This window comes from Marinomonas sp. MED121 (genome assembly GCF_000153025.1).
Taxonomy (GTDB): domain Bacteria; phylum Pseudomonadota; class Gammaproteobacteria; order Pseudomonadales; family Marinomonadaceae; genus Marinomonas.
Genome location: NZ_CH672430.1, coordinates 22,855 through 43,300, shown reverse-complemented (window position 1 = coordinate 43,300; position 20,446 = coordinate 22,855). Strand labels below are relative to the sequence as shown.

Sequence of the window (20,446 nt, the reverse complement as noted above, 5' to 3'; positions counted from 1 at the left end):
AAAATATTTATCATTTTGATTTATATCGTGTGGCTGATCCTGAAGAGCTAGAGTTTATGGGGATCAGAGATTATTTTGAAAATGATAGTTTGTGTTTGATTGAATGGCCTGAAATGGGCCAAGGCTGCTTACCTCAAGTTGATGTGAATATTTATATTGATCTTGTGCGTGGTGGTAGAAAAGTCAGTATTGAAGCGATCAGTGATAAAGGGATTAATGCTCTAAAAAGTCTTGACCAAAAGCTGGCTGGCTAAGATAAAATTAGTTACTGCATTGAGATCGTGATAGGCAAGCGTTATAGTGTGCTCTTAACGCTTGCAGCTATCTGATATGTATGAAGAAACTCTATCAATTAACCTTTAATTTAGTTCTCACCTTTAGTCTTTTGTTTACTGTCAATGCATTTGGAGCGACAGTAAAAGACGTGCGTATAGCTCAAGAAAATGGCCTTACAAGGTTGATTTTTGACCTGTCTGAACCTGTTACTCACCGTTTGTTCCCCTTATCCAATCCTGATCGAGTCGTGCTTGACCTAAAAAGTGTTGAGCTTAGTGCGGCTTTGGAAAAGAAGTTAGCCAGCATTTCATCTGGTGTATTAAGACGTTTGCGTGCCGGTAAAAGAGAGGATGGTACGCGTTTTGTTATCGATTTAAGTCAAAAAGCTAAAGCTAAGAGCAGCGTGTTAGGGGCTAATGCTAAATATGGCCCTAGGGTAATGGTTGAATTAAGTTATGGAAAAACAGCCAAGCTAAGCGTGCCGGTTAAAACGACAAAAAATATCGCAAATATAAAACGCGACATTGTGATCGTTGTTGATGCTGGGCACGGTGGTAAAGATCCTGGCGCGTTGGGGCAGTATAAAGTAAGAGAAAAGGACATCGTGCTATCGATAGCAAAATCGCTTGCGAGCAAAATAAATGCGGTGGACGGCTTTAAAGCCGTTTTAACCCGTTCAAAAGATGTCTATTTGAAGCTAAGGCAACGTTCTAAGATTGCCCGAGACGCAAATGCGGATTTACTGGTGTCAATTCATGCGGATGCTTTTACCAATCCAAAGGCAAGAGGCGCTTCTGTATGGGCGCTTTCTTTAAGTGGTAAGACAAGTGAAATGGGTCGTTGGTTGGCACAACAAGAGCAGTCGGCCGAGTTGGTTGGTGGTATATCATTAGATGATAAAGATCAGCTGTTGGCTGAAGTGTTACTTGATATGTCAATGAACTCAAAAATTCAATTTAGTTTAGATATTGGTGACAAGGTCCTTAATCAAATGGATAAGGTTGCCCATATGCATAAAAACACAGTGCAGCAGGCGGGTTTTGTTGTGCTCAAATCCCCTGATATTCCCTCTATCTTAGTAGAAACTGGGTTTGTTTCTAATTCCACTGAAGCAAAAAATTTAGGCAGTGCAGGCTATAGAAAAAAATTAGCATCAGCCATGTCAAAGGGAATAGTTGAAGCATTTACAGCAACGCCACCAGAAGGGTCCTTATTGGCTTGGCGTCAGCAAAATAAAAACACGGCCACCTCTTATGTCGTGTCTAAGGGAGATACTTTATCGGAAATTGCCCGTAAAAACCGTATTTCCATTGCTGAGCTTAGAAAGGCAAATACCCTTAAAAATGATGTTATCTGGATAGGTCAAAAGCTTGTTATACCAGCAGGTTAATTTACAATGACGCTCATTTAGCTTGACATATATCTAGCTTGGTATTTGTGCTCTTTTAATTTAGGTAGTCGTTCTAAAAATTATGCAAAGAATAAATTTATTATCACCGCGTTTAGCCAACCAAATTGCCGCGGGTGAGGTGGTTGAGCGTCCCGCATCTGTGGTGAAAGAGTTGTTAGAGAATAGTTTGGATGCCGGAGCAACTCAGCTCGATGTTGAGGTTGAGCAGGGGGGCGTGAGGCAAATCAAGATTCGCGATAATGGCGCGGGTATTGTAAAAGATGATTTGCCCTTAGCCTTGAGTCGGCATGCGACCAGTAAAATCCATACTTTAGATGATTTGGAAGCGGTGCAGTCACTCGGCTTTCGTGGTGAGGCATTAGCCAGTATTAGTTCGGTTTCTCGTCTTTTGTTGACTTCAAAGGCCAAAGGAGAACAAGACGCTTGGCGAGTAGAGGCTGAAGGCAAAGATATGGGGGCCAATGTGAAGCCTGCTTCTCACCCAGAAGGTACTTGCATTGAGGTGCGTGATCTTTTCTTTAATACACCTGCTAGACGTAAATTTTTACGTACGGATAAAACCGAATTTAATCATCTAAGCGAAGTGGTTAAGCGTCTGGCATTAAGTCGATATGATGTGGCTTTTAGATTAAGTCATGATGGTAAGCAGGTGTATGACTTAAGGGCTGTTACTGATCAAATGCATGCTGAGCATCGGCTGGCGACTTTGTTGGGTAAGAGCTTTGTACAAAATGCATTGGCAATTGATGTTGAAGCTGCTGGGTTAAGGCTTTGGGGTTGGATAGGTCTGCCGACCTTCTCGCGCTCACAGGCTGATCTGCAATACTTTTTTGTAAATGGGCGTGTTGTTAAAGATAAATTGGTGGCCCATGCTGTGCGTCAAGCTTACCGAGATGTTCTATATAACGGCAGGCATCCTACCTTTGTTTTATATCTTGAGTTAGATCCTGCGACAGTTGATGTGAACGTGCATCCGACTAAGCATGAGGTGAGATTTCGAGATGGTCGTTTGGTGCATGATTTCCTCTTCAGTAAAATTCATAAAGTGCTTGCTGATGTGCGCCCGGAAGCGACGGCTGAGCTTGATGTGGTTGATAATGCTGCAGTAAGTCAATCTATTACTCAGCAAGATAGCTTGACCTTGTCTAATCGATCGCCAATGACACCAGGTGCTATGGGTGATGTTTCATGGATGAGTGCAGCAAGCTCGGCCCCAGTCACTTCTGGGCAGGTGTCTGGGCAAATGGGTGTGATGTCTCAAATGGCAGACTTTGCCCATCAAGTAACCTCCTCAGATGTGCCTGTATCAAATGTTAATCCCCTAACGGGTGAGGTCATAGAGCGGGCGCCAATGTACAAAGATGGGGTGGCTGAGGCCGAAAGGTCTGGAATGCCACCGCTGGGTTTTGCAATTGCTCAATTGCATGGCATTTATATTCTTTCAGAAAATCAACACGGGCTTATTGTGGTTGATATGCATGCGGCTCATGAGCGTATTTTATATGAAAAAATGAAGAATGCTTTTTATGCTAAACAGATTGTTTCTCAGCCTTTATTAGTCCCTATTAATATTAGCGTTGCGCAAAGTGAAGCGGACTTAGTCGAAGAGGCGGATGAGGTGTTTAGCTCGTTTGGTTTAAGGGTTGAGCGCTCTGGGCCGGAAAGCATTATGGTTAGAGAGGTGCCTGTTATCTTGAGTCAAGGGCACGTGGAGAACTTGGTTCGTGATGTTGTAAGTGACCTTATTATGCATGGTACGACCGATATTCTTGAGGCGAGATCTAATGAATTAATGGCGACTATGGCCTGTCATGGCTCTGTGAGGGCAAATAGAAAGCTGACCATTGCAGAAATGAATAGTTTGCTGAGGGATATGGAAATTACAGAAAGAAGTGGGCAATGTAATCATGGTCGTCCGACTTGGACTCAAATGACAATGTCAGAGTTGGATAAGCTCTTTTTGAGGGGGCGTTAATTGTGTTAAACGAGAAGCCTCAGGTGGTCTGTTTGATGGGGCCAACTGCCGCGGGGAAAACCAATCTAGCCATCGAAATGGCTGAAAAACATGGTTATGAAATTGTGAGTGTTGATTCTGCTTTGATTTATCGTGGTATGGATATTGGGACGGCTAAGCCTGATTTAGAGATGCAAAAACGAGCCCCTCATCGATTGATTGATATTAAAGAGCCGACAGAAGTGTATTCTGCTGCTGATTTTGTGAGTGATGCCAAAAATGAAATCGAAGCCATCTTAAAGCGTGGTAATAAGCCGTTATTGGTTGGTGGTACCATGATGTATTTTAATGCCCTAATCAAAGGGTTGGCAAAAATGCCTCAAGCCAATCCAGAGGTACGAAAAGACATTGAAAAAGAGGCGGCAGAGTTTGGCTGGTCTCATTTGCATCAAGAGCTTGAGCGTCTCGATCCAGAATCTGCAAAGCGAATACACCCTAATGATCCACAGCGACTACAGCGTGCGATTGAGGTTTGTCGATTGTCAGGGCGATCTATGACAGACCTATGGGCTGAGCAGCAGCAAAGTGCAGGGGATTATCAGTTTGCTAGTATAGCGGTTATGCCTGAAGAGCGATCTGTGTTGCACGATCGTATTCAGCAGCGTTTTGATATTATGATGGAGCAAGGTTTCCTGGCGGAAGTGGAAGCCTTGTATGCAAGAGGTGATTTAAATGTGGATATGCCTTCGGTGCGATGTGTCGGTTATCGACAAATTTGGGCCTATCTTGCGGGCGAATGTGATCTAGATGAGGCGATTTATCGCGGGGTTGTTGCAACGAGGCAATTGGCCAAAAGGCAGGTGACTTGGTTAAGAAGTTGGGAGAATCTTCAAGTTTTTGACACTTTTGACAAAGATCTTTTGTCCAAGGCCTTGAAATCCCTTTGAAGCAGGATTATATAGGGTAAACAAGAAAGAAATAATGTACTATCTACAATATTGTTTTAATGAGATTTAATTTGAATCTCAAGTCAATTTTTTAAGGAGATGACAATGTCAAAAGGGCAATCACTACAAGACCCTTATTTAAACGTTTTACGCAAAGAGAGAGTACCTGTTTCTATCTTTTTGGTTAACGGTATTAAGTTGCAAGGGCAAATTGAATCATTTGATCAGTTTGTAATTTTGCTGAAGAACACAGTAAGTCAAATGGTGTATAAGCATGCGATTTCGACTGTTGTTCCTTCTCGTACGATCCGTATACCATCTCCTGATCAGCCAGAAGATGCTGCTGAATAGTTTGTCTATTACTAAGGCAAACTGAGGTAATTAAATTTGTTTTTTGAACGTCCTGAAAGTGGCGATGTTTCTGTTTTAGTTCATATTGAATTTCACAATGGTGAGATTCAATATGGCCCAGAAGAGTTTGTAGAGCTTGCAACCTCAGCTGGTATCGCTCCTGTCGCAGTGGTTACTGGCTCTCGCCAAAAACCCGACCCTAAATATTTTATTGGTAAAGGCAAGCTTGATGAAGTGCGCGAAATTGTTGAAAAAGAAGAGGCGCAAGTCGTTCTTTTTGATCATGCGCTTTCTCCTTCCCAAGAAAGAAATTTAGAAGAAGCTTTGCAATGTCGTGTTCTAGATCGTACTGGACTGATATTGGATATTTTTGCTCAGCGTGCGCGAACCCATGAAGGTAAGTTGCAAGTTGAGTTGGCGCAATTACAGCATATGGCAACCCGTCTTGTAAGAGGTTGGACTCACCTTGAAAGACAAAAAGGTGGTATTGGTGTTCGTGGTGGCCCAGGTGAGACTCAGCTAGAAAGTGATAGGCGTCAACTTCGTGAACGAATTACATCTATTCAAAAACGATTAGATAAAGTAAGTTCCCAACGAGACCAAAACCGCCGTTCACGTGATAGATCTGCAGTGCCAACTGTGTCATTGGTGGGTTACACCAATGCGGGCAAATCAACCCTGTTTAACTTTATTACTGGGGCTGAGGTGTTTGCTGCCGACCAATTATTTGCCACATTGGATCCAACGTTACGCCGTTTGGATTTGGCGCAAGTAGGTGCGGTTGTTTTGGCTGATACTGTGGGCTTTATTCGCCAATTACCCCACAAACTGATTAAAGCATTTCAGGCGACTTTGAAAGAGTCTTCTGAAGCGGATCTGCTTTTACATGTTGTTGATGCAAGTGACATTAATCGTGATGAAAATGTCGGGCATGTGAATGCAGTGTTAAAAGAAATTGATGCTGATGAAATTCCTACCTTGTTGGTCTTTAATAAGATTGATGATTTGGCAGATGTTGAGCCAAGGATTGATCGTAATGAAGATGGTATGCCGTATCGAGTTTGGATTTCTGCCAAGCAGGGTACTGGAATTGACTTGTTGCGCCAAGCGATTGCTGAAGTGTTAGCAATTGATGTTATTCGAGAAACCTTGGTGTTACCTGCTAGTGCTGGGCGCCTTAGGGCAATGTTATTTGATCAGGGTGCCGTTTTATCAGAGACCTATGATGAAGCTGGTTCCTCTGTGTTAAAAATTTGCATACCCAAAAGTGATTATTTGACTATTTTAGCGAACGCCGGTGTTAAGCCTGAAAGTGGTTTGTCTGCATTTATGCAAGACAGGCAAGAGCTTGACCCTTGGCTTTTAGATTAATTTTATTAGTGGAGATCTAGTATGGCCTGGAATGAACCGGGTAATAACGACAATGACCCATGGAATCCAGATAAGAACAAGAATTCTGGAAATGGTCGACCTGATGATAATGGTCAAGGTGATAATGACCCTTGGGGCCGTAAAGGTCGTAATGACCAAGGGCCACCAGACCTTGATGAAGCTTTCCGTAAGCTGATGGACATGATAGGTGTCAAAGGCAATAAGGGTGGCTCAGGCGGCCCTAGTGGTGGCGGTCTTGGCGGTAAGATGAGTGGTGGTTTGCTTGCTGTCGGTGTTGTTGCTGTTACTGCGCTTTGGGCGGCCTCTGGTGTTTATCAGGTGGATCAGCAGGAACGTGGTGTTGTTTTGCGCCTTGGTAAGTACCATGAAACGGTAATGCCTGGACTGCATTGGAATCCACCTCTAATTGATAGTGTGCAATCTGAGAATGTGACCAAAGTACGTTCACATGACCACAAAGCGCTTATGTTGACCGAAGATGAGGCGATCGTAGAGGTTGGTTTATCGGTTCAATATTTAGTGCAAAATCCTAAAGATTTCTTGCTGAATGTTCGTGACCCTGAAAGTAGCTTGTCGCAAGCGACAGAAAGTGCCTTGCGTCATGTGGTAGGTAGCTCTGAAATGGATCAGATCTTGACAGAAGGTCGTGAGCTTTTAGCTCAGGATGTTAAGACAAGGTTGCAAAGATACATTGACGACTATGGTACAGGCTTGTTGATTTCCCAGGTGAACGTGGAAAATGTACAGGCGCCACAACAGGTGCAGGCTGCATTTGATGATGTTATCAAGGCGAAAGAGGATGAACAGCGTGTTCGTAACGAAGCAGAGTCTTATGCTAATGGTGTGATACCTGAGGCTCGTGGTCGTGCACAACGTATTCGAGAAGAAGCTGAAGCTTATCGCTCTGAAGTTGTTGCCAGGGCGGAAGGTCAGGCGGATCGTTTTGATCGTTTGTATCAAGAGTATGTTAAAGCGCCTGAAGTAACGCGTCGTCGTTTGTATATTGAAACTGTGGAAGATGTTTACGGTAATGCAAACAAAGTCGTTGTTGATGTTGAGGGTGGAAATAACATGATGTATCTACCGCTTGACAAAATAGTGTCTGAACGCAAAACAACAGCTTCGGGTGTTGCTAGCTATGATACAGCCAATATCAGTGACTTAACTGATCAGGTTTTAGATGAGATCAGAAAACGTCAAGGTGTAACACGTAGAGAGGGCCGCAACTAATGAAAGGTATATCATTTGTCGCTTTATTTGTGGTGGTGTTGGGTGTTTTTGCAGCATCTCAGACGCTTTATGTTGTTAATGAAACTGAGCGTGCGGTTGTATTGAAGTTTGGTGAAATCGTTGATAACGATGTTGAGCCGGGTATTCACTTTAGAATACCTATTATGAACGAGATCAAAAAGTTCGATGCGCGTATTTTGACTTTAGATTCAAGACCTCAGCGTTATTTAACACTAGAGAAGAAAGCTGTAATTGTTGATTCTTATGTGAAATGGCGTATCGAGTCTGTTGATAAGTTCTATACCGCAACTTCCGGTGATGAGATTAATGCCAATCGTGTCTTGACGTCATTAGTCGATACAGGTCTTCGTAATCAGTTTGGTGAGCGTACCATGCACGAAGTTGTATCTGGTCAACGTGATAGTTTGATGACTGAATTGCGTGATAATTTGAATGAAGTTGCTAAAGCGCAATTAGGTATCACTGTGATTGATATTCGTGTTAAACGAATTGATCTTCCGCCAGATGTTTCTGAGTCGGTGTACCAGCGTATGCGTACTGAGCGTGAGCGAGAAGCTCGTGAGCATAGATCGAAAGGTCTTGAGCTTGCAGAAGGTATTCGAGCTGATGCTGATAGACAAAAAGTCGTATTAGAGGCTGAAGCATTTCGTGAGTCTGAGATGATTCGAGGTGATGGTGATGCAACAGCTGCATCTGTCTACTCTAATGTTTATACTCAAGATCCTGAGTTTTATGAGTTCTACCGAAGCCTTCAGGCTTATCGTGAAAGCTTAGGTAATCAAGGAGATGTGTTTGTCTTGAAGCCAGATAGTGAATTCTTTAAATATCTGAATCAGGCAGAACAATAAAAGTGGTGTTTTAATACTGAGTTTCCTGTTTGAGGGTCTGTTTGTTCAAATGGGAAACATGGTATGATTACAAAAACCGGGCTCGACCCGGTTTTTTAATGGTTGTAATAAAGAGAATCTATGCAGGAATTGTTGCAGTCGCTACTCGTAGGAGCCAGTTTGTTATTGATCGCTGAAGGTGTGTTACCTTTTTTAGCACCAAATGTGTGGCGAGAAATAATGGCAAAAGCAATCGCTAGTTCAGATTTGAATCTACGTATTTTGGGTGCTGTTAGTATGTTTCTTGGTTTAGTGATGCTTTATTTTATCCGTAGCTAAGAGGAATTATGTTAATGACAGACCGTTGGTTGCTTCCTGAGGGAGTTGATGAGGCTCTTCCAGAACAGGCTGAGAAAATTGAACAGCTTAGAAGAGTGCTACTTAATCTTCATGGTCGTTGGGGATATGACTTAGTAATCCCTCCTTTACTTGAATACCTTGACTCATTATTAACAGGTGCTGGCTCAGATTTGGAGCTGGAAACCTTTAAAGTGATTGATCAATTGTCTGGTCGATTAATGGGTATACGCGCTGACTTTACATCACAAGTTGCACGTATTGATGCTCGCTGTATTAAAGAGCAGGGCGTTCAGCGCTTAAGTTACTGTGGTAGTGTGCTTAGAACTATTCCGGCAGGTCTTGATGGAAGCCGCAGCCCAATTCAAATGGGGGCTGAGTTGTATGGGCATGGTGGCGTTGAGAGTGATATAGAAATTTTATCTTTAATGCTGGAAACGCTTGAGGTTGCTGGCATTAAATCCCCTGTTTTAGATTTGGGGCATGTTGATATTGTGCGTGGCGTGATCGAAGCCAGCTCAATTAATGAGGGTGACAAAGAAACGCTCGCTGACTTTTATCGCTCTAAGGCATTGCCTGAGTTGGAGTCATTTGTTAGCTCATTGTCTATTTCTGAACAGCAAAAGGCCTGGTTGATTGCCTTGCCTAGGCTTTGTGGTGGCGAAAAAGTATTAGCCGAAGCTCAGGCGATTTTTGCAGGTGCAGGCAAAAAAATTGAAGATGCCCTTGCAAGTCTTGTTGCTATAAAAACACAGGTGCAGGCACGTTTTCCTAATGTGGGATTACATTTTGATTTAAGTGACTTGGTATCTTATAGCTATCATACAGGGTTGGTTTTTGCAGCCTATGTGCCAGGTTTTGGTAATGCAATTGCCAGAGGTGGTCGCTATAACAATATAGGCGAAGTCTTTGGTCGTTCGCGTCCAGCGACGGGTTTTAGTACAGATTTAAAAACCTTGGTGTCGCTTGCGGATATCAAGGTTGAAAAAGCGAAAAGAGTCTTGGTGCCAGTGGCGACAGATGTGTCTTTATGGCAGGCAATACAAGCTTTACGTGCGCAAAATTATCAAGTAGTTGAGCAGCTAACCGAATTGGATAGCCAGGTCGATTATGATTATACCTTGGCTCAAATCCAGGGTGAATGGCAGCTAGTGGCTGCGACTAAATAACACTTTTTGTTGAACTATCTATATGAGACCTGAAATTATGGGTAAAAACGTAGTAATTCTAGGCACCCAATGGGGTGATGAAGGTAAAGGGAAGGTTGTAGACCTACTTACTGAAGATGTGGCAGCGGTTGTTCGCTTTCAAGGTGGACATAATGCGGGTCATACCCTAGTTATCGACGGAAAGAAAACCGTACTTCATTTGATTCCATCGGGCATTTTGCGTGATGGTGTTCAGTGTGTGATTGGTAACGGCGTAGTTTTGTCACCAGCAGCATTGTTGAAAGAAGTGAAAGAGTTGGAAGAGCAATCTATTCCAGCGGTTGAGCGTTTAAAGATCAGTGAAGCTTGCCCTCTCATTTTGTCTTACCATATTGCTATGGACCAAGCCCGTGAAGTGGCTAAAGGTGCTAAGAAAATTGGTACTACAGGTCGTGGTATTGGGCCGGCTTATGAAGATAAGGTCGCACGTCGTGCTATTCGTGTAGCTGACTTGCTAGATAGCGAGCGTTTTGCTGAGAAGCTAAAAGAGGTTCTAGATTACTATAACTTTGTTTTAGTTAACTATTACAAAGCTGACGAGATCTCATTTGATGAGGTTTATGAAGAAGGTCTGAAAATGGCTGAATTCTTACGTCCAATGGTCGCTGATACCATTTCTTTGCTGCATGATTTACGCCGTTCAGGTGCGAATATCATGTTTGAAGGTGCGCAAGGTTCCCTGCTTGATATCGATCATGGTACCTATCCTTACGTGACGTCTTCTAATACGACTGCTGGCGGTGCGCCTGCTGGTACTGGTTTTGGTCCTTTGTATTTGGATTATGTCCTGGGGATTACTAAAGCCTATACGACACGTGTTGGTTCAGGTCCTTTCCCGACAGAGCTTTTCTGTGATGATGGTGCAAGATTAGCTGAGCGTGGTCATGAGTTCGGTGCAACAACAGGTCGTGCGCGTCGTTGCGGTTGGTTCGATGCAGTTGCTTTGCGTCATGCGGTGCAAATTAACTCAGTGTCTGGTATTTGCTTAACAAAACTTGATGTCTTGGATGGATCTGAAACTATCAAGGTGTGTGTTTCCTATGCTGATGAAAATGGGCAAGCGGTTGCAGGCTCCTTGGTTGATAGCGAAGGTTATGAAAAGGCTAAACCTGTTTATGTTGAGTTACCGGGTTGGTCTGAGTCAACGGTAGGTGCGCCTGACTTTGATTCGTTACCAGCTAATGCTCAAGCTTATATTCGCTTTGTTGAAGAGCAGGTGGGTGTGCCAATTGATATCATTTCAACTGGTCCTGATCGTAAAGAAACAATAGTTTTACGTGACCCATTCAAAGCTTAACTTAAACTTAAGTTAAGCTTAATGATAAAAAAGCCGACTTGTCGGCTTTTTTATTGCCTAAAATTTATTGGGTTGGATTGTAAATAAATTGAAAATGCCACAGGTATTATGCAACTGGTGAGGTAAAATTTTGTCACTGTTAATAAGCTGTAAATGGCAGCGTTAAATGTTTGAGTAAATTGTGGGGTGGTAAATGGTTAAGCTTCTATTGGCGGATGATGATGCGCGTCTTTCGGACCTAATTAAAGAGTACTTTTCAGGGGAAGGTTATGAGGTGTTGCATGCGTGGAATGGAGTTGAAGCCTTAGATTTACTGGTTAAACAATCTCCAGATTTAGTTATTTTAGATGTCATGATGCCAGAGTTAGATGGCTTTGAGACGCTTAAGTTGATCCGTGCCAAATCCAAAGTACCAGTCATTATGCTGACTGCGAAAGGGGATGATATAGATCGTATTTTAGGGCTAGAAATGGGGGCTGATGATTATTTGTCAAAACCTTTTAACCCAAGAGAATTGTTGGCAAGAATCAAAGCAATTTTGCGTCGAGCTGCCAATGATAAAGAAGAAGATTTGGCCACCGATTTAGTGTCTGGTAATTTGCTGCTGCAAAGAAAAGATAGAAGCGTTTATTTAGAGGGGGAGCTAATTGAATTAACAACCTCTGAGTATACTTTGCTTGAGTGTATGTTGAGCTTGCCAGGTCAAGTGTTGACTAAGCAAGAGTTATCCGAAAAGGCTTTGGGTAGGAAGTTAACTATGTATGATCGTAGTTTAGATATGCACATTAGTAATTTGCGCAAAAAAGTGGGCACCTTAATCAATGGTGAGCCGAGAATTAAAACCGTGCGCGGTGTTGGCTATATTTTTGTTGATCAAGAAATGCGTAAGTAAGCGAAATGCGCAGTACTTTTCTAAAAGTATTTTTGGTGATTTTGCTTTCAAACTTGTTAGTGGTGACCTTAGGGGCCGGCATTATCAAGTTAACTCAAAAGCGTGGCGATTTGTCTCATCAGGAGTTAAGTGATACGGGGGAGCTGTTGGTCTCTCAGTATGAATCGTCAGGTATGCGCTTATTGAGGCGTTCAGCTGAAATGCAGGAGCAAAAGTTGAATGGTCGTTTGTTTTTGTATGAAGAGAATGGACGAGCTTTATTGTTACCTTTGCCTAAAGACTTTGGGATGGATGAGTTGATGGAAGATGATATGGGTGAGTTATCATCTTATCCCGCCTCTGACTTTCATCGTAGTCAGTTTGCGCAAATTCGTAGTGAGTCTGACCGTGGTTATATGCTTATCTTTAGGCCTAATGAAGATATGCGACCTCCTAATGCAAATATTCTAATGGTTATGTCCTTATTTGGTCTTCTATTTTCCAGTGCAGTATTGGCGTATTGGTTGTTGGGCCCGTTAGTCAGTTTGCAAAAAATGGCTCGCGCCTTTGGTCAGGGAAATATGGATGCGAGACTGGATTATAAATTAGCAGAAAGATCTGACGCTATTGGTAAGCTGGCTCTGGAATTCAATGAAATGGCGTCTCGAGTGGAAGGGGTGCTGATGTCGAAAGAGCGCCTGATGCGAGATGTGTCCCATGAGCTAAGAACGCCTTTGGCTCGTATTGAAGTGGCGTTAGTGCTCGCTGAGGATAGGCATGGAGATGCATCCCAATTTAATTATTTAGATCGAATACGAAATGAGCTGCATGAGCTTGATGCCTTGATCGGTAATGTGCTGCTGCTTAGTCGGCTTGAAGAAGAAGCGTTAGTGAAGCAGGAGGTTGATGTTGCTGCGTGGATATCTTCGATTGTGGATGATGTCGTATTTGAATCTCAGTTGAAGAATATTGAGATTGTGCAAACAGGATCCCTGTCTTGTAAGTTACTGATTGATCCTGTGCAGCTTAGGCATGCATTGGAAAATGTGTTGCGTAATGCCTGCTTTTATTCAGGTGAAGGTTCAATTGTGACTGTGTCTATTTCGGAGCGAGGTTCAAATGCCATTATTCTGGTTCGAGATACGGGTGTTGGTGTTGATGAGGTTAAACTTGAGAAGATCTTTCATCCATTTTATCGCTCTTCAGAAGCGCGAGAGGCGAACAGTGGCGGATTTGGTGTGGGCTTAACCATTGCTCAGCGTATTTTGGCGGCGCATCATGGTGATATTAGTGCTAGAAATCATGAGTTGGGTGGCCTTGAGGTGTGCTTAAGTTTGCCAATTGATTAGTTTTTAATCTCATTTCGTTTTGAAATGCTTAAATTTTAATGATTAATATTTTTGTGGTGTAAATTTCATTTAGATGAGCATGTTTTCCTTGTTATTTTCTATTCCTGTCAGTATTATGCGCGTCGCAAGTTGGTCAGGCAGTCGCTGTAATGCTGTTTCAGTGTTATGGAGGAAAGTCCGGGCTTCGCAGGGTAAGGTGCCAGGTAACGCCTGGGGGGCGCGAGTCTACGGAAAGTGCAGCAGAAAAAATACCGCCTAAGCAGTTTACTGCCGGTAAGGTTGAAATGGTGCGGTAAGAGCGCACCGCGCATCTGGTAACAGTATGTGGCAAGGTAAACCCCACCTGAAGCAAGACCAAATAGGAATCCATTGGCGTGACCCGCGCTGGATTCGGGTAGGTCGCTAGAGGCATGTAGCGATACATGTTCGAGAGGAATGACTGTCCACGACAGAACCCGGCTTATCGACCAACTTGCAATTTTCCTTTCTCATTTCTAAATCTCTTTTTCTTGTGTTATCCAATTATCAAAACACCATTTGTACACTTTTGTTGTTCATTTTTATTTCTGAGGCCTACTTTTGCCGCTTTTTGCGTGTGAAGAGACTTTTTTGTCGCTTTTTTTGTAATTTATACACAATAAATCATATTTATTTTTTAAAAAGTGTTAAATTGTGGGTAATAGTGTCGATAAGTGGGTATGGGTGTGTTTCGTGGGATTCATCAAGTCAGTGTAGATGCGAAGGGGAGAATGTCTCTACCTACACGCCTGCGTGATGAGTTGCTGCAATATGAAGAGCCGAGTGTGGTGGTAACTATTGATCCCTCTGCTCGATGTTTGCTCATGTACCCATTGCCTGAATGGGAGCTGATACAGGCAAAGCTAGATAAGCTGCCAAGTTTTCAGCCTCAGGCAAGAAGGCTGCAGCGTCTGCTGGTCGGACATGCAACAGATTTAGAAATAGATAAGGCGGGGCGAATTTTATTGCCTGCGCCTTTGAGAGACTTTGCTCATTTAGATAAAAAAGCGGCGCTTTTAGGGCAAGGTAAGAAAATTGAAATTTGGAGCCAGACCGAGTGGGAGGCCCAAAGAGATGAATATTTGGCGCTTGATGAGCAAGAGCCTATGACATTAGAGAATTTAACGGATATATCATTATGACAGAGTCTATCCCTGTACATATCAGTGTGATGCTTAACGAATCAGTAGAGGATTTAATTACTGATCCAAATGGTAATTACATTGATGGCACATTTGGCCGTGGCGGGCACTCTCGTCTAGTGTTGCAAAAGTTAGAAAATGGCAAGCTATTGGGCTTTGATAAAGACCCTGTCGCCATTGAGTATGGAAAGGCTTTAGAAGGGGAAGATGCACGCTTTCAAATCGTGCAGGACTCTTTTGCTTCTATGGATCAGTATATTGCCAGCCATCTTGATGAAAGTGGCAAGCTAGATGGTGTTTTGATGGACCTTGGTGTGTCCTCTCCGCAGCTAGATGACGCCGAGCGTGGTTTTAGTTTTATGAATGATGGCCCGCTAGATATGCGAATGAATCCTGGTGTTGGTCTAAGTGCTGCTCAGTGGATTGCTCAAGCCAAAGAGAAAGAAATTGCTGATGTGATGTATCAGTATGGTGAAGAGCGTTTTTCTCGTCGTATTGCAAAAGCGATTTGTGAGTATCGTGCTCATACAGAGATTTTAACAACGTTACAGCTGGCTAATATCGTGAAGGATGCGAATCCGGCTTGGGAAAAAGGCAAAAACCCAGCGACACGTGCTTTTCAGGGGATTCGCATTTTTATTAACAATGAATTAGGTGACCTTGAAACTGGACTTGAATCTGCGGCTAATGCATTGAAAGTCGGCGGTCGTCTTGTGGTCATTAGCTTTCATTCTTTAGAAGACCGTATTGTTAAGCGGTTTATGAAAACCATGTCTAAAGGGCCAGATTTACCAAGACATTTACCCATTCGTAATACTGAATTATCGATCAAGTTCAAAACCATAGGTAAAGCGATTAAGCCATCAAAGCAAGAAGTTGACGATAATGTTCGTTCTCGTAGTGCTGTAATGCGTGTTTTAGAGCGTGTAAGTGACTAGATCTATTTCTCCTTTAGTAATCTTGTTCTGGCTTTTATTGGTTGGCGTTATTGCTGTGGGATTAGTGGTTCAAGTGTATCAATTTAGAAAAGAATTCTCATATTTACAGTCACTTAAGCGTGATGAAGTGAATTATGAAGTGGTGTGGGGGCAGCTTTTGTTAGAGCAAAGCGCCCTTACTCAACCCAGTCGATTAGAGCAGGCCGCAGTGAAGGAACTAAATATGCATGCCCCGGATGCAACTGAGATGGTTATTGTGAAACCATGAGTGTGTTGAATCAGTTTTTAAAGCCCGCTCAGTGGCGTTTTTATTTTGTGTACGCTATAGCCATTATGCTATTCGGTGTCATCGCTGGCCGTTTGTTTTATTTGACAGTGGTTGAAAAAGATTTCCTGCAAAACCAAGGTGAAATTAGAGCGGTAAGAACAGAGATAATTCCTGCCACTCGAGGCATGATTTTAGACCGTCGTGGAGAACCCTTGGCGGTCAGTACACCAACTTGGACGCTTGTTGCTAACCCTAAGCGTTTGTGGGCAATGCCTGTTGATGAAGAGAAAGGGACTGGGCCTAAAGCTGAAATTGCTCGCCTCGCAAAAGTCTTGGGCGAGGGACGTGCTTCGTTAACGAAACGTTTTGAGCAAAAGCGTAATAGCTCGTTTATGTATTTAAAGAGGCAAATTCCTCCTCATATTGCTGAAGATATCATGCAGGCAAAAGTGGTGGGAGTGAGTCGTACCAAAGAGTATAAGCGTTTTTACCCGGCAGGTGAGGTTGCCTCTCATGTCGTTGGCTTTACTGGTATTGATGATCAGGGCCAAGAAGGGTTGGAGCTATCTTACGAGAAAGCGCTGGAAGGTGAGCCTGGAAAAAGACAGTATGTAAAAGATTTGACAGGGAATATTATTCGTCAAATTGGGCAAGAAACCCATGCCGAACCTGGTCAAAATATTGAGCTGAGTCTTGATCTTAGATTGCAATATCTGGCTTATAGAGAATTAAAAGCGGCGGTGACTGAACACAGAGCGACATCAGCGTCTGCCGTCATTTTAGATGTTAAAACAGGTGAAGTTTTAGCCATGGTAAATCAGCCTTCTTATAACCCTAATGACAGATCAAAATTAAATTATGATGAGATGCGGAATCGTGCCGTCATAGATTTATTTGAGCCAGGGTCAACCATGAAGCCATTTACATTAAGTGCGGCATTGGGAAGTGGGCAATATACCACTGAATCTAAAATTGATACATCGCCTGGCTATATTCGCTTTGGTCGTCAAACGATTCGAGATTTAGGTAATTACGGTAAAATAGATCTAGAAACCTTGTTGGTGAAGTCGAGTAATGTGGCCACCTCTAAAATCGCATTATCTTTGCCACAAGATGCCGTTTGGAATTTATATTATCAACTGGGGATAGGCTCGCCGGTAGATATTGGTTTTCCGGGTGAGTCATCTGGCTCTTTACCGACCCATCCAAAGTGGCATCCTGCAGAGATCGCAACTCTGTCTTATGGTTATGGTTTGTCTGTTTCTACGCTTCAGCTTGCCCATGCTTATGCCACATTAGGAAATAGGGGGTATAAAGTCCCTGTTACCATGTTTAAGCAAGATGTGATGCCCGAAGGTGAGCAGGTGATTCCTTCTGGCGTGGCGAAAGATGTATTGAAAATGATGCGCTCTGTCGTGGATAAGTCTGCAAAGGCGGCAAAAGTGCCGGGTTATGTGGTTGCTGGTAAAACAGGTACGGTACACAAGGTGGGGACCAAGGGATATGAGTATGATCAGTACATATCTTTATTCGCTGGTGTTGCGCCTGCGACCAATCCAAGGTTAGCCATGGTTGTTATGGTAAATGATCCTAAAGGTCGAGAATATTATGGTAGTGAAGTGTCTGCCCCAGTATTCTCCCGCGTAATGGATGGTGCTATGACGATTTTAAATGTGTCGCCGGATCTGCCAGAAGGTTTGAGAGAGGTTCGGCTCGGTAAAAAAGTTCCTTATAGAGTGGTGCTAAAATAGTGTCTATTTTTTCCACACCAATAAAGTCTCACCTGGTTGAGGCTTTTTTTGGTTTAAAGACGGGCCAACTGTCTTCATTTGATGAGTTTGAGTATCTAGCAACAGACAGTCGTAATCTGTCCAAATCCACACTTTTCTTTGCCTTGCCTGGGGTGAGTTCAAATGGCTGGGATTACCTCGCTTCCATTGCTGCTCAAGGTTGTCGTGTTGTCGTCGTGCCTGAAGTTGTTAAACTTGATGAAACGCTCGATTTAGCTGTCATTAGGGTGCCAGATACGCTAATGAGTATGACGGCTTTTATCACTAAATTTGCTTTGCCTTATCCATCATCAATTTGTGCCGTAACGGGTACAAATGGTAAGTCGTCAATCAGTTATTATAGTGCTCAAATTGCCAAGGCGATAAATTTATCATCGGCTATTGTGGGTACTTTTGGTGTCGGCTTACTGGATGATTTAAAACCTTCAGAGCAAACTACGCCAGACCTTTTATCTATGCACACCTTGGCAATAACGTTTGCTTCTCAGGGGGTTGAGCATATGACCTTTGAGGCCTCATCTCACGCTTTGGATCAAGGTAGAATTGAAGGCCTACCTATTGAAACGGCAATATACTCTAACTTAAGCCGTGATCATTTGGATTATCATGGTTCTATGGCTGCCTATGCAGAGGCAAAGGCAAAGTTGTTCCGTTTTCCGCAATTAAAACGCGCTGTGATATGTATTGATGATGAGTATTCAGACATCATGCTCGATGCTGCTGCTTGTCCTGTTTATAGCTATAGCTTACAGCATGAGAATGCTGACTTTTTTGCCTCTAATCTAAATTATCTTACTGACCGTGTTGAATTTGATCTGAAGGTTTTAGGTAAGTCTTACTCTGTCTCTTTGCCTTTGCTTGGTGAGTTTAATGTGGCAAACGCCATAGCCGCTTTGGCAGCTCACTGGGATCAAGTGGAGGATAAAGCGCAATTAATTTCGGCATTGTCTTTACTGTCAGGGGCGCCTGGCAGAATGCAAATGGTTAATTTGCAATCTGCCCCTTTAGTGGTCATTGATTATGCTCATACACCCAGTGCGATTGAGGTGGCATTAAAAGCGTTAAGGTTGCATAACAAGGGTCGCTTAACCTGTATTTATGGTTGTGGTGGTGATAGAGATAGGGGGAAAAGGCCCTTAATGACTGAAGCCGCTTTAGCTTACTCAGATATTGCTTGCTTAACATCGGATAATCCAAGAACTGAATCTGTTGCTCAAATTCTGGATGACGCTTTGATAATGCTTGAAAATAAAGACGCCTTGGTTGAGCAAGGTAGTCTACATATTTTACCCGATAGACGAGCGGCTATTTTTGATGTGATTGCGAAGGCTCAATCTGATGATGTGATATTAATTGCGGGTAAAGGGCATGAAAACTATCAAGATATTGATGGTGTAAAACATCATTTTGATGATGCCGAAGTTGCTTTGGAGGCGTTGACACTATGTTGGTCGAATTAAAACTAAGTGAGATTGCAAGCATTTGTAATGGCTCATTGCTAGGTGAAGACAGACTAGTTTACTCGGTTAAAACTGATACGAGATTGTCCCTACAGGGCTCGCTCTATCTGGCCATTAAAGGTGACAGTTTTGATGGTCATGCTTATTTAGAAACGGCGTTGAAAAATGGTGCTTTAGCCGTGTTGTCTCAACAAGATAGTCAGGTGAGACCCCTTGTGTTAGTTGACGATACGCGGCAAGCTTATGCCGATATAGCGCATTATCTAAGACAGTTATTCTCAGGAAAGTTGGTTGCTATTACTGGTAGTAATGGTAAGACGACCATCAAGGAATGGTTGTCCCAATGTTTGGCAGAGCGCGTTAAGGTGTTGAAAACAGAAAAGAATAACAATAACCAGATTGGTGTACCTCTTACTCTTCTTGGCCTTAAAAAGGAGCATCAAGTGGCAGTTATTGAAACTGGCACAAGTTTTGTAGGTGAAATAGCTAAGTTAGCACAAATTACAACGCCGGATATTGCCATTATCTCCAATGCAAGTGGTAGTCATTATGAGGGTTTTGGTTCTATTGAAGGGATTGCAAAAGAAAAGGGTGCACTTTTAACGGGTTTGACCGCAGAGGGTGTCGCCATTCTTAACCATGATGACCCTTGGTTTGATTATTGGGTAGGGCTCTTGGATAAAAGAGCCTGTGTTAGCTTTGGTTTTGGCTCTGGGGCAGATTTGGTTGCAAAACAGGTTGAGCTTTTTAGTCAATCTTCAAAATCAATACTCTGTTATCAGGGTGAAGAATATGTATTGCATTTGGCTGTGCCGGGTAAGCATCAGGTGGCAAATGCCATGGCGGTATTATTAGCACTGCTTAATTTAGGGGTGACGTTTGAGTCTGCCTGTGAAAGTTTGTCTCGACCTTTGGTGATAGATAAGCGACTGGAGTTTCAATATTTAAATAGCCAAGCCCTTGTTTTGAATGACTGTTATAATGCGAGCCCAAAATCAGTTGAGGCCGCAATTGATGTCTTAATGAGCCAGTCACAAGGGCAAAAATGGTTGGTGCTAGGCGCGCTGGGTGAGCTTGGAGAGCTAGAAGAAAAAATACATCAGCAGTTAGGTGAATATGCTGCATTTGCTGGTGTGACAGGGTTAATCAGTGTTGGGCCTATTGCGGCGATTGCGGCAAAAGCTTATGAAGAAAGAGGTGGTGTTGCTGTGTATTGCGAAAATAATTTACAGGCAGCGGAATTTATTAAACCACTCGGAAAAGAGAATGCCATCTTGGTAAAAGGGTCTCGCTCTGCCCAGATGGAACAAATTATAAAAGTATTAGAAAATTAGGATAA

The 20,446-nt window shown here is 42.9% G+C and carries 19 protein-coding genes and 1 other RNA gene; all 20 read left to right on the top strand.

Annotated elements, in window-relative coordinates; translation table 11 throughout:
- Nucleotides 1–254: tRNA (adenosine(37)-N6)-threonylcarbamoyltransferase complex ATPase subunit type 1 TsaE (tsaE, locus tag MED121_RS08140; RefSeq protein ID WP_009833178.1), on the top strand; the 254-nt coding region annotated here is incomplete at its 5' end.
- An 80-nt stretch (nt 255–334) separates the two neighbouring features.
- Nucleotides 335–1,666 (top strand): N-acetylmuramoyl-L-alanine amidase, encoded by a 1,332-nt coding sequence (locus MED121_RS08135; RefSeq protein WP_009833177.1) that lies wholly within the window; start codon nt 335–337, stop codon nt 1,664–1,666.
- Between the two features lie 82 nt (nt 1,667–1,748).
- Nucleotides 1,749–3,662, top strand: a complete 1,914-nt coding sequence (mutL, locus tag MED121_RS08130) for a DNA mismatch repair endonuclease MutL (protein WP_009833176.1) — start codon at nt 1,749–1,751, stop codon at nt 3,660–3,662.
- A 2-nt stretch (nt 3,663–3,664) separates the two neighbouring features.
- Nucleotides 3,665–4,588: a tRNA (adenosine(37)-N6)-dimethylallyltransferase MiaA gene (miaA, locus tag MED121_RS08125; protein WP_036179765.1), complete on the top strand. Its 924-nt coding sequence runs from the start codon at nt 3,665–3,667 to the stop codon at nt 4,586–4,588.
- A gap of 105 nt (nt 4,589–4,693) precedes the next feature.
- Nucleotides 4,694–4,939, top strand: a complete 246-nt coding sequence (gene hfq, locus MED121_RS08120; protein ID WP_036179762.1) for an RNA chaperone Hfq — start codon at nt 4,694–4,696, stop codon at nt 4,937–4,939.
- A 36-nt stretch (nt 4,940–4,975) separates the two neighbouring features.
- On the top strand, nt 4,976–6,310 hold the full coding sequence (hflX, locus tag MED121_RS08115; protein ID WP_009833173.1) for a ribosome rescue GTPase HflX: 1,335 nt from the start codon (nt 4,976–4,978) through the stop codon (nt 6,308–6,310).
- Nucleotides 6,311–6,331: 21 nt separating this feature from the next.
- The gene (gene hflK, locus MED121_RS08110) at nt 6,332–7,561 is read left to right on the top strand and encodes an FtsH protease activity modulator HflK (RefSeq protein WP_009833172.1); all 1,230 of its coding nucleotides are present in this window, start codon (nt 6,332–6,334) and stop codon (nt 7,559–7,561) included.
- Entirely contained in the window at nt 7,561–8,430 is an 870-nt protein-coding gene (gene hflC, locus MED121_RS08105; protein ID WP_009833171.1) for a protease modulator HflC, read from the top strand. Before hflK ends, hflC begins: the two co-directional genes overlap by 1 nt.
- 120 nt (nt 8,431–8,550) lie before the next feature.
- Nucleotides 8,551–8,748, top strand: a complete 198-nt coding sequence (locus tag MED121_RS08100) for a DUF2065 domain-containing protein (protein WP_009833170.1) — start codon at nt 8,551–8,553, stop codon at nt 8,746–8,748.
- Nucleotides 8,749–8,762: 14 nt separating this feature from the next.
- Complete coding sequence (locus tag MED121_RS08095; protein WP_242603193.1) at nt 8,763–9,935, top strand: ATP phosphoribosyltransferase regulatory subunit; 1,173 nt, start codon at nt 8,763–8,765, stop codon at nt 9,933–9,935.
- A gap of 37 nt (nt 9,936–9,972) precedes the next feature.
- Nucleotides 9,973–11,271 (top strand): adenylosuccinate synthase, encoded by a 1,299-nt coding sequence (locus tag MED121_RS08090; RefSeq protein WP_009833168.1) that lies wholly within the window; start codon nt 9,973–9,975, stop codon nt 11,269–11,271.
- Between the two features lie 193 nt (nt 11,272–11,464).
- Nucleotides 11,465–12,163, top strand: coding sequence for a response regulator transcription factor (locus tag MED121_RS08085; protein ID WP_009833167.1), 699 nt, complete (start codon nt 11,465–11,467; stop codon nt 12,161–12,163).
- 5 nt (nt 12,164–12,168) lie between these two features.
- The gene (locus MED121_RS08080; protein WP_009833166.1) at nt 12,169–13,491 is read left to right on the top strand and encodes an ATP-binding protein; all 1,323 of its coding nucleotides are present in this window, start codon (nt 12,169–12,171) and stop codon (nt 13,489–13,491) included.
- 125 nt (nt 13,492–13,616) lie between these two features.
- Nucleotides 13,617–13,970: RNase P RNA component class A (gene rnpB / locus MED121_RS23720), an RNA gene on the top strand.
- A gap of 225 nt (nt 13,971–14,195) precedes the next feature.
- A complete protein-coding gene (gene mraZ, locus MED121_RS08075; RefSeq protein WP_036180014.1) occupies nt 14,196–14,651 on the top strand; it encodes a division/cell wall cluster transcriptional repressor MraZ in 456 nt (151 codons plus the stop codon).
- Nucleotides 14,648–15,589, top strand: a complete 942-nt coding sequence (gene rsmH / locus MED121_RS08070; RefSeq protein ID WP_009833164.1) for a 16S rRNA (cytosine(1402)-N(4))-methyltransferase RsmH — start codon at nt 14,648–14,650, stop codon at nt 15,587–15,589. The genes mraZ and rsmH overlap by 4 nt, the downstream gene beginning before the upstream one ends.
- A complete protein-coding gene (gene ftsL, locus MED121_RS08065; protein ID WP_009833163.1) occupies nt 15,582–15,857 on the top strand; it encodes a cell division protein FtsL in 276 nt (91 codons plus the stop codon). The genes rsmH and ftsL overlap by 8 nt, the downstream gene beginning before the upstream one ends.
- Nucleotides 15,854–17,608, top strand: coding sequence for a penicillin-binding protein 2 (locus MED121_RS08060; RefSeq protein WP_009833162.1), 1,755 nt, complete (start codon nt 15,854–15,856; stop codon nt 17,606–17,608). The genes ftsL and MED121_RS08060 overlap by 4 nt, the downstream gene beginning before the upstream one ends.
- Entirely contained in the window at nt 17,608–19,107 is a 1,500-nt protein-coding gene (locus MED121_RS08055; RefSeq protein WP_009833161.1) for a UDP-N-acetylmuramoyl-L-alanyl-D-glutamate--2,6-diaminopimelate ligase, read from the top strand. Before MED121_RS08060 ends, MED121_RS08055 begins: the two co-directional genes overlap by 1 nt.
- A complete protein-coding gene (gene murF / locus MED121_RS08050) occupies nt 19,092–20,441 on the top strand; it encodes a UDP-N-acetylmuramoyl-tripeptide--D-alanyl-D-alanine ligase (RefSeq protein WP_009833160.1) in 1,350 nt (449 codons plus the stop codon). Before MED121_RS08055 ends, murF begins: the two co-directional genes overlap by 16 nt.
- Nucleotides 20,442–20,446: the final 5 nt, after the last annotated feature.

Bases quoted from the DNA above. Each gene is read 5' to 3' on its own strand.
- MED121_RS08135 (WP_009833177.1), top strand. From the start codon at position 335: ATGAAGAAACTCTATCAATTAACCTTTAATTTAGTTCTCACCTTTAGT.
- mutL (WP_009833176.1), top strand. From the start codon at position 1,749: ATGCAAAGAATAAATTTATTATCACCGCGTTTAGCCAACCAAATTGCC.
- hfq (WP_036179762.1), top strand. From the start codon at position 4,694: ATGTCAAAAGGGCAATCACTACAAGACCCTTATTTAAACGTTTTACGC.
- hflK (WP_009833172.1), top strand. From the start codon at position 6,332: ATGGCCTGGAATGAACCGGGTAATAACGACAATGACCCATGGAATCCA.
- hflC (WP_009833171.1), top strand. From the start codon at position 7,561: ATGAAAGGTATATCATTTGTCGCTTTATTTGTGGTGGTGTTGGGTGTT.
- MED121_RS08100 (WP_009833170.1), top strand. From the start codon at position 8,551: ATGCAGGAATTGTTGCAGTCGCTACTCGTAGGAGCCAGTTTGTTATTG.
- MED121_RS08095 (WP_242603193.1), top strand. From the start codon at position 8,763: ATGACAGACCGTTGGTTGCTTCCTGAGGGAGTTGATGAGGCTCTTCCA.
- MED121_RS08090 (WP_009833168.1), top strand. From the start codon at position 9,973: ATGGGTAAAAACGTAGTAATTCTAGGCACCCAATGGGGTGATGAAGGT.
- MED121_RS08085 (WP_009833167.1), top strand. From the start codon at position 11,465: ATGGTTAAGCTTCTATTGGCGGATGATGATGCGCGTCTTTCGGACCTA.
- MED121_RS08080 (WP_009833166.1), top strand. From the start codon at position 12,169: ATGCGCAGTACTTTTCTAAAAGTATTTTTGGTGATTTTGCTTTCAAAC.
- rsmH (WP_009833164.1), top strand. From the start codon at position 14,648: ATGACAGAGTCTATCCCTGTACATATCAGTGTGATGCTTAACGAATCA.
- MED121_RS08060 (WP_009833162.1), top strand. From the start codon at position 15,854: ATGAGTGTGTTGAATCAGTTTTTAAAGCCCGCTCAGTGGCGTTTTTAT.
- murF (WP_009833160.1), top strand. From the start codon at position 19,092: ATGTTGGTCGAATTAAAACTAAGTGAGATTGCAAGCATTTGTAATGGC.